Origin of the sequence: Lentzea aerocolonigenes (assembly GCF_000955955.1) — a bacterium.
In the GTDB taxonomy this organism is placed as follows: Bacteria; Actinomycetota; Actinomycetes; order Mycobacteriales; family Pseudonocardiaceae; genus Lentzea; species Lentzea aerocolonigenes_A.
Map to the genome: position 1 here is coordinate 1 of NZ_JYJG01000081.1, position 8,340 is coordinate 8,340.

The following is an 8,340-nucleotide window of genomic DNA, read 5'->3' on the forward strand; positions in this document are numbered from 1 at the left end:
GTTTAGGAATGTGCTCTTCGGGCCAAGAATGCTGCTCTACCTGCGGTTTTGCCGTCACATGTGGCCGCACCATGCGCCGTGTGGTCTCGGTTCGGCCACAGTTCGCACCATGACCCGCACCACGGTTCAAGGCAAGTCGGAAGCCGTTCATCCAGCGCCAATAACCCAACCATCGTGTGACCTGTAACACCACGGACCTTCGACGCGACGTGGCCTGTACAACGCGAAGGGGAGGCGGAGCCGTGGCGTTACAGGGGCGACGAATACACACGGCCACGAGTTCGCGCACTGGAGGGCTCGAACATGAGTCAACAGGACGTGGGGCTCTTACCTCCTCCCTATCTCCCGTCACCTTTGCGATCCTGCAACTTAGTTGGGGTAGGTGACAGTAACAATGACGCCTACGATCTTCTTTGGTTACCCGGCATATCCGCCCTACCTTGCAGAAACGATCCGTTGGACAGCCGAATCGCTTGCTGAGCAAGCTGGTATCAACTCGATTCTTTGGCAAGATATGATGGTGGATGGCCGGCTGATCATAAGCAAAGTGCTTGAAGCTATTGATGCTGCTGACATGTGTGTCTTCGACCTTACTCGACAGAACGACAACGTCCTCTTTGAGTGTGCCTACGCGTTGGCCAGGGCAAAGAAATTCTGGATTACCGTAGATACGACGGTAGCTACCGCGCAGCAGGAATGGGTTGAACTCGGCCTGCTTAAGCCGATCGGTTACACCGGATATCGAAACAGCCTAGAGCTTGTGTCGGCCTTCCTTGAAAAAAATCCACTCGGCCAAGACGGCACTGTTTACGACGATCTTATCGAGCCAGGCCTGCCTGATGTGCAGCATCGGGACGCAATGTTCTATTGCTCGACTTTTGAGCCATTCGAAGCGGCGAGCAGACTCGATGGACTAATCGAAGAGCGCCGTAAGCGGGGGCTCCAGGTCATCGTCTCCGACCCGAGCGAGTCAGGGTTCGAGCCGATTACCTGGTATGCGCCTAAGCTTCAGCGTGCCGCAGGTGTATTAATCCACTTCGCCGGAGAGCATCGCAACCGCGCAAGTCTCTACAATAAGAGACATGCATTCGTTGCAGGCATGGCGCAGGGTTTCGAAATACCGCTACTAATGCTCGGAGAGTCGGGTTACAAGGTACCTTTCGATTACGAGACCCACTTGCGCACGTATGAGTCTGTTCATGAGTGCACGACAATTGCCCGCACCTGGATTGACGGCCTCAAATTCGAGCGGGTCAACTGGTCTGTACCGCGTGCGCCCAAGCAAAGTCCTCTCGTAGGGCTGCGCTTCGGTGAACATGTCGCCGAGAATGAGCTAGCAGAGCTTTCAGACTACTTCGTTCAGACGTCAGCATTTCAAGACGTTGTTGCAACGCGCGATACGATATTTGTTGGCCATCGCGGAACGGGTAAAACGGCGAACGCCACCCAGGCTTTTGAAAAGATTGCTTCGAACAAGACTAATCTGGCGGTTCTGATAAAACCGCCAGGATTCGAATTCTCGGCAATTATGAATACTGTGCGAAGATTGCCGCAGTTCCAGCACGACTACTTCTTTGATGCGATGTGGCGCTTCATTGTTCAAACTGAGATCGGCTCCACTGTGCTTAAGCGCCTAGAGGAACGTCCCGGTTGGCTGCCTACGCAGCAACTTGACACCGAATTTTTTGAGTATGCGGATTCTGCCCCCTTCGATATGCGTGCCGATGTGTCAGTTCGCCTTGAGCAGGCGCTAGCTCATCTCATGGGAATCATTCCAGATTCTGAGATCGGCCCTGAGACTGGCCGGAACCTCATCAATGAGGCTTTTCATGATGAAGCGATGGAAGGTTTGAGGAAGCAGCTCGGCCGCGTCTTGAAGGATCGCAAGCGAGTAGCGATATTCATTGACAATCTCGATAAAGGCTGGGAGCGGGGGACTGATTTTGGATTGCTGGCGCGGCTGATCCTTGGACTTCTAACTGCCCGCGGGCGCCTCGTTACTTCTTTTCAAAAAGATGATCATTGGCGCGACAGAATTAGGCTTACGGTCTCGATCTTCTTGCGTAGTGATATCTACAACTACCTGAAGCGGGAGGCGCGAGAGCCTGACAAGCTTCCTATCTCAATGATCGAATGGGGCGATCCTGAGACTCTGTTGCAGGTGGTGGAGAATCGCTACTTGTACGGTAATGCTTCGGGTAAATCGGCGGACAGTCTGTGGAAGAATCTGCTGACGCCAGAAATTGCTGGACAGGAGACTAGGTCGTATATCGTCCAAGCCGTGCTTCCTCGTCCGCGCGACATCGTCTACTTCTTCAATGCGGCAGTAGGAAGGGCTATTGACCGTCGCCATGAGCGCGTGGAGGAGGAAGACTTCTGCGCTGCTGAGGAGGCTTACTCGCAGTATGCATATGAAGCACTTCTCGTCGAGAACGGCGTCACAATACCTGAGATGCAAGATGCACTTCTTGCTTTCCTCGGTGGAGCAGAAGTCATGAGTCGTTCACGAGTTCTGGCGATCCTGGAGGAAGCGCTTCCCGGAAAGTCTTCAAAGCTGCTTACTAAGCTTGTCGACATGTCCTTTTTGGGCGTTGAAACCTCTGATGGCGTGTTTCAGTTTCCCGAGGTTGGCGTATCGATGACGCGGGCACTTGCGCTTGCGAAGCGACTGCAACCGAATGAGGGTGACCAGCGGCTCAAGGTTCATAGAGCCTTCCATCTATTTCTGGCCATCGAGCGTTCCTGACTATATGTAATGTTGTGCTGATTGTGTCACTGGTGCACTTCTCGTAAGCTTCGGTTGTGACGGAGTATCCGGAGGAGCTGAAGTGGGGAGTTCACGGTGAGCGAACCGTGTACGACAACCGCTGGGTCAAGGTGAAGCTTGTTGACGTCGAGCCGCCAGACGGTAGTCGCTTTGAGCATCACGTGGTGGAACTTGACCACGTCGCCGTAGCGCTATTGATCAATGATCGCGAAGAAGTCCTAACGCTTTGGCGCTACAGGTTTGCTGTGGACCAGTGGGGTTATGAGTTGGTTGGTGGTCTTGTCGAGGAGGGCGAGGATCCAGCGACGACCGCTGCTCGGGAGGCTGAGGAAGAGACAGGCTGGAGGCCTGTCGGCGAGCCCGAGCATATTGGCACGTTCCAGCCGTTGCCGGGCATCATCAAGGCGCCCGTAGATGCCTACGTGTGGCGGGACGCAGAGAAGGTGGGCGAACCGACTGACGGCGAAGAAGCTGCGCGGATTGAGTGGATCTCAGTCGATCGGATTCTGGACCTGGTTCGGCGGGGTGAGGTTCTCGGCTCGGGCGCGATCGTGCCTCTCCTGTACTACCTAGCTTCACGCGCTGCCGGGGCGTCCTTGGGGGACAGGTAACTCTAGGTTCGCGAGCCGCCGTTGCTGGCGATCGGACTTGATGCGGGACGCAAGCTGTCGTGCCTTGCGCGCGTAGTCGAGCGCTCCCCGGCTGTCGCCAGCAGCGGCGTACGCGAAGGCGAGATCTGCGTACAGGTTGGTCTGGCCACGCACGGCGTTGAGTCCGGGCGTGGCCAGACCGCGAACGGCTGCTTCGAGTTGATTGATGGCGTCCTGGTCGCCCAACCGCAAGAGCGAGCTACCGCGCCAGCGTACGAGTTGTCCTTCGTTGAGGAGCAGGAACGGCATCTCGGGATCGACCGGATTCGTTGGCAGCAAAGAGCTTGCGTCATCGAACGCACTCAGCGCCGCGTCTCGCTGGCCATCGGCGGCGAGCCCTTCGCCGTGTGCTGCGGCGAGCCACGATTGCAGCAGCGACGGAGCGCGGTTCTCTGCAACGTACCGCGCGTACTCCAGCAGTTCGACGGCTTCAGCCGGCTGCCCGATGTCGAGCAGGATCACGGCTTGCTGTGCGGCAGCGTGCGCGAGCAAGTGAGGTGAGTCGGCTTCTCGCGCGGAGACTTTCGCGTCTTCGTGGTACTGCCACGCCTGAAGTTGTGCACCCCTATCCAGTGCCGTCCAACCGGCGAGCGTTCGCGCATCGGTGAGGATTGCGGCGAGCCGTTCTCGGTGGCGCGTGCTCACGCTGAACGTGCGGTAGTCCTCGATCTGGTGGACCAGGCTGTTCAACTGATCTAGAACGACTACTGCGCCAAACTTGTGGTCTGAGCTGCGCAGGTCATTGACCTGACGTTGAAACATGTCAAGCGTTCCGCGGTCGATACTCCGCGCGACGATTAGTCGTTCGCGCAGCTCTTCGGCGCTATCGCTTTCGACTTCAGTCGGGAAACCAAGCTCTTCGTTGGCTCGACCATAGAACTCTCGGAACAGGCGCTGATAGCCCGGTTCGGTCACTTCGACGTGACCGTTCTCCCAGCGCGACATCATGATGAGTATCGAATGCTCTGTCGCGTGAGCAGCGCCGATCTGCGGTCCGCGCGACAGGAAGTACCTAACAACCTGCGCCTGCGTGTACCCAAGCTCCTCACGGACGCCTTGCAGCCTCGATCGAGGCTGGTCACCGCGCTTCCTTGTCGCCACGTCTCCCCGTTCCCCAACGGTTGTGACCTGCGGACCTAACTCGCCCTAACGCGCGGCGTGATAGCCGCTGGCAATTATTTCGACCCCCTCTCCGGCTGTCTGCTGTTCACATGACAGCGACACCGAAACAAATCGGCGAAGGCGACCTAGTCCTTTCGATGGCTCCCGTCATCGAGACGATTTGTCAGCGCTCCGACCTGGGCGCGAAGGCCGCGGAGTTCTCGAATAATCGTGTTGAGCAGGGGAACAAGCGGGTCTTCGGCAGCCGTTGCCGGCGGTTCTGCTTCGAGTGGCGTTTTTCCTTGCAGCACCGCGGTCAGGTGTTGCGGGTGCCAGTCGAGTGCGATCGAAAGTGCTTCGAGCGTCCGACGGTTTCGGCGCCGTTGGATTCGTCCCTGTTGCATCTCTCGCACGATCGCGAGGGATACCCCGGATCTCGTCGCGAGTTCCTTCTGCTTCAAAGCCAGCTCTGCCGCGCGGGCATTCATTGCCTCCGCGACTGCCGACCAGTCCTCTGTCACGTACGCCTCCGGGCTCCGCCTTCAGCGCCGACGTTAGCGCGCGATCTCGCTCAAAAGCGGGTCTAGCGCTGACATCGGCGGTGAATCGGCAAGAATCAACGCCAATGTCAGCGCTTTCGGAGAAGAAATCAGTTCTTTCGAAAGGGCTACATCTCATGAGTACTTCAGGCATGGCGGGAAGCAACCCGCCGATCTTCTACACAGTCGCGGAGGCTGCACGCATCCTGCGCGTGGACGTCGCGACCATCTACAGGGCTATCCGAGAGGACGCGTTCCCGGCGGTGCGCTTGCGCACTCGCTACGTGATCCCTGCACGTGCGGTCGAGGAGATCGTTCGCCAGGCATCGGAGTCCGGCAGCGTCGTTGACGTCGCTCGGATGACGGCCGAACGCCGGTCTGCTCGCGAGTTCGAGGCGAAGACCGGGGGTGCGTGGTGAACCCGGAGAACTACTACGAGGTGATCGCGGCTGAGCTCGATCGCTACGCCAAGGTCCCGGATGACGTGTTGCTGGAGATCGTGACGCGTGACGGCGCCTGCATGTGGCTGTGGCCGAACGACGAAGAACCGGAGTGGCAGAACGAGAAGCTGACCGATCGGGAGTTGGCCGCGCGGCTGTGCGCGGACTGCCCTATCCGCAACGTGTGCTTGGAACTGGAGTTGCGCACGGCCGGTGCGGAGACGGTCGGCGTTTGGGGTGGGCTGTCGCAAGACGATCGTCGCGCGCTCTACCGCGTGTGGCGGGCTCGCCGTGAAGGCGGTGAACCGTCATGACGATCAACCTGACTCCCACGCAGATTCTCGCGGTGTTGGGCGCGGTTGTTGTGGTGCTGTGGATCTGGCGAGCGAGCGCCCGTAGGGCGAAGGCTGCCGCGAACGCAGCGCGTACGGGTGCCCGGTTGCTCTCGCTCACCGGGCGGGTGCTCGTGATGGCCGGCGTCATCGTTGGAGTTCAGTGGGTGGTGATCACGCATCGCGGCGACACCGTGTTGTTGCTCGTGGTTCTGGGCCTCCCCGCGCTGTTCGCCGCGTACACGGTGACCCGTGCCCTCACGATTACGTCCTACGACAGTCCGCACGGCAAGGGCGATCGGCGATGAACGCGGTCACTCGGGTTCGGGAAGGGGTAGCCGCCTTCGGGCGGCTGCCCGCCGCCCCGGCAGCACAGCAGCTCGCCGCCGATGCGGCGGAGGCTGCGGAACTGAGGACCTACGCGACGCATCCGGACGTGGTCGCGCTTCGCGTCGAGCGGGTCCGGGCTGAGGTCGACCGGCTGTGCTGGGCGGGGATCGTGCTTGGTCTCGGCTTCACGATGACGAACGTGCAGAGCTTCGCGGCAGCGGGCACGCCGGCATGGTCGTTGCCGTGGCTTGCCGCGTGGCTGCTCGATCCCACGGTGTCACTGGTGCTGCTGGCGATCCTGCGGGCGGAGCAGGTGACCGCGCGGTACCGAGTGCGTACGGGTTCGTGGACTCGTCGGGCGAAGTGGTTCACGCTCGCGGCTACGTACGTCATGAACACGTGGCACTCGTGGGCAGCGGGTTCGGTGTCCGGGGTGGTGCTGCACTCCGTTCCGCCGCTCGTCGTGTTCGTCGCGGCGGAGGCTGTCACGGACCTGCGGGACAAGCTCACGGAGGCCGTGACCGCAGCGTTCACGGAGGCGGAGCAGCGGACAGCACCGGTCACCGCGGCCAAGCCTTCAGCGGTAGTTGCAGTAGAGCCTGTGCACGCAAAGGTGAAGCGGCCCAACAGGAACACGTCCGCGCGCGTGTCCTCTGCGGACTACCTAGCCAAGGCTCGCGAAGCGTGGACACCTGAAGTCGTCGTGAGCCCCGCGTGGGTTCGTGAGGTCAGCGGTTGCTCGCGTGGCCTCTCATCACGCCTGGCCGCGGCCCTCGTGGCGGAGGTCTCCGAAGGTGGCGACGGCCATGAGCACGGATGATCGGGAGTTGGTCGTCACGGCCCCGCACCTGCCGGTGCGTGCGGTGCTCGAAGGCGAGTTCGTGAACGACGGTTCGCCGCCGCGCGTCACCTGGGTGCGCCGGTTCATGAACTGGTGGAAGCGTTCACCGCGTGTGCCGTTGTGGGCGAAGGATCGTGTTCACGCGGTACAGGCCGCGAAGGATCTCGTCGTGGCTCTGGTGCGTTCACCGTTCCGGCTCCTCGGGGCTGTCGTCCGCGGTCTGGTGGTCGCCGTCAGGTGGTGGCGGTCATGGGTCACCGTGCGGGACTACCGGGAGGCTGCCGAGCAATCCGAGAAGCTCGCGGACAAGTTCGGGGACATCCGTGAACTGACGCTCTTCCGGTGGAAGGTCACCGGGGCCGTGGTCGCTGGCGTGGCGATCGTCAGCGCCGTCGCCGATCTCGTGTACGGGCACCGGGCGTTGTGGATCGGTGGCGGTGTCATTGCCGTGGCGCTCGCTGTGCTCGGTAGGCGGAAGGACGGCAGTCCGGGGCGTAAGGCGGTGCTCGCTGGTCCGCGCACGTTGACGTGGACGATGGACCCTCAGGTGCTCGTGGACGCGTTCCGGGACGCGAAGCTGATCGGGAAGGACGAGACGCTCCGTCTGGTCGAACGGGCGACCAGGCAGGGTGACGGGTGGGCCATCACCGTGGACCTACCGGCCACTCGCAAGGCATCCGACGTCGTGAAGAACCGAGACGCCCTGGCCTCTGCGCTCGCGGTCGATGAGGTGCAGCTCATCGTGGAGCGTGTCCGCGGGAACGGCGGTCACGCCGGCCGGGTCGCGATGTGGGTTGCGGACGAGGACCCGTACGCGGCGCCTCCGTTGCGGACGCCTCTGCTCGCGGTGCAGAGGTGGGACGCGTGGCGGCCGTTGCCGTTCGGGCGTGACGCTCGTGATCGGCGGATCGACCTTCCGTTGGTGTGGACGTCATTGCTCATCGGTGCAATCCCCAGGCAGGGCAAGACGATGGCTGCTCGCCTGGTCGCCGCGGCGCTGATCCTGGACCCGCATGTGCGGCTGTACGTCGCTGACTTCAAGGCAGGAAAGGACTGGATTTCAGCGGCGCAGGTGGCGCACCGGTTCATGTCCGGCGACGACACCGAACACGTCCTGGCGCTCATTGACTGGCTCGTGGAACTCGTGGGTGAGGTCCAGGGGCGCTACCGGCGGATGCAGGAGTTGGACGACCTCACGTGTCCGGAGTCGAAGGTCACGCCGGACATGTCACGAGATCGAGCGCTCGACATGCCGATCACGGCCGTGTTCATCGATGAGGTCCAGCTACCTCTGGAAGACCGCACACCTGTTGAGGTGCAAGGGAAGAAGCTCACGGCAG

The 8,340-nt window shown here is 61.0% G+C and carries 8 protein-coding genes and 1 pseudogene; 7 read left to right on the forward strand and 2 right to left on the reverse strand.

Annotated features, from left to right (window positions below; genetic code table 11):
• Positions 1-394 precede the first annotated feature (394 nt).
• Together UK23_RS51515 and UK23_RS13615 are read left to right on the forward strand one after the other, a co-directional pair.
• On the forward strand, positions 395-2,746 hold the full coding sequence (locus UK23_RS51515) for a P-loop ATPase, Sll1717 family (protein WP_156213080.1): 2,352 nt from the start codon (positions 395-397) through the stop codon (positions 2,744-2,746).
• Between the two features lie 56 nt (positions 2,747-2,802).
• Positions 2,803-3,378, forward strand: coding sequence for an NUDIX hydrolase (locus UK23_RS13615; protein WP_082114630.1), 576 nt, complete (start codon positions 2,803-2,805; stop codon positions 3,376-3,378).
• Here UK23_RS13615 and UK23_RS13620 read toward each other — a convergent pair.
• Together UK23_RS13620 and UK23_RS50185 are read right to left on the reverse strand one after the other, a co-directional pair.
• Positions 3,343-4,518 (reverse strand): hypothetical protein, encoded by a 1,176-nt coding sequence (locus tag UK23_RS13620; RefSeq protein ID WP_045311851.1) that lies wholly within the window; start codon positions 4,516-4,518, stop codon positions 3,343-3,345. The two genes, UK23_RS13615 and UK23_RS13620, sit on opposite strands and share 36 nt — an antisense overlap.
• A 146-nt stretch (positions 4,519-4,664) precedes the next feature.
• Positions 4,665-5,039, reverse strand: coding sequence for a hypothetical protein (locus tag UK23_RS50185; RefSeq protein WP_082114631.1), 375 nt, complete (start codon positions 5,037-5,039; stop codon positions 4,665-4,667).
• A 170-nt stretch (positions 5,040-5,209) separates the two neighbouring features.
• Between UK23_RS50185 and UK23_RS13625 the strand changes: the two genes are divergently transcribed.
• The 5 genes and pseudogenes from UK23_RS13625 to UK23_RS13645 form a co-directional block, all read left to right on the forward strand.
• Positions 5,210-5,476, forward strand: coding sequence for a helix-turn-helix domain-containing protein (locus tag UK23_RS13625; RefSeq protein WP_156213081.1), 267 nt, complete (start codon positions 5,210-5,212; stop codon positions 5,474-5,476).
• Positions 5,473-5,811, forward strand: coding sequence for a WhiB family transcriptional regulator (locus tag UK23_RS13630; protein WP_330770103.1), 339 nt, complete (start codon positions 5,473-5,475; stop codon positions 5,809-5,811). Before UK23_RS13625 ends, UK23_RS13630 begins: the two co-directional genes overlap by 4 nt.
• Positions 5,808-6,137: a hypothetical protein gene (locus tag UK23_RS13635; protein ID WP_045311854.1), complete on the forward strand. Its 330-nt coding sequence runs from the start codon at positions 5,808-5,810 to the stop codon at positions 6,135-6,137. Before UK23_RS13630 ends, UK23_RS13635 begins: the two co-directional genes overlap by 4 nt.
• Entirely contained in the window at positions 6,134-6,979 is an 846-nt protein-coding gene (locus UK23_RS13640) for a hypothetical protein (RefSeq protein ID WP_045311855.1), read from the forward strand. The genes UK23_RS13635 and UK23_RS13640 overlap by 4 nt, the downstream gene beginning before the upstream one ends.
• Positions 6,966-8,340 (forward strand): annotated as a pseudogene (locus UK23_RS13645) (cell division protein FtsK); the annotation flags it as partial. The gene UK23_RS13640 and the pseudogene UK23_RS13645, both read left to right, overlap by 14 nt.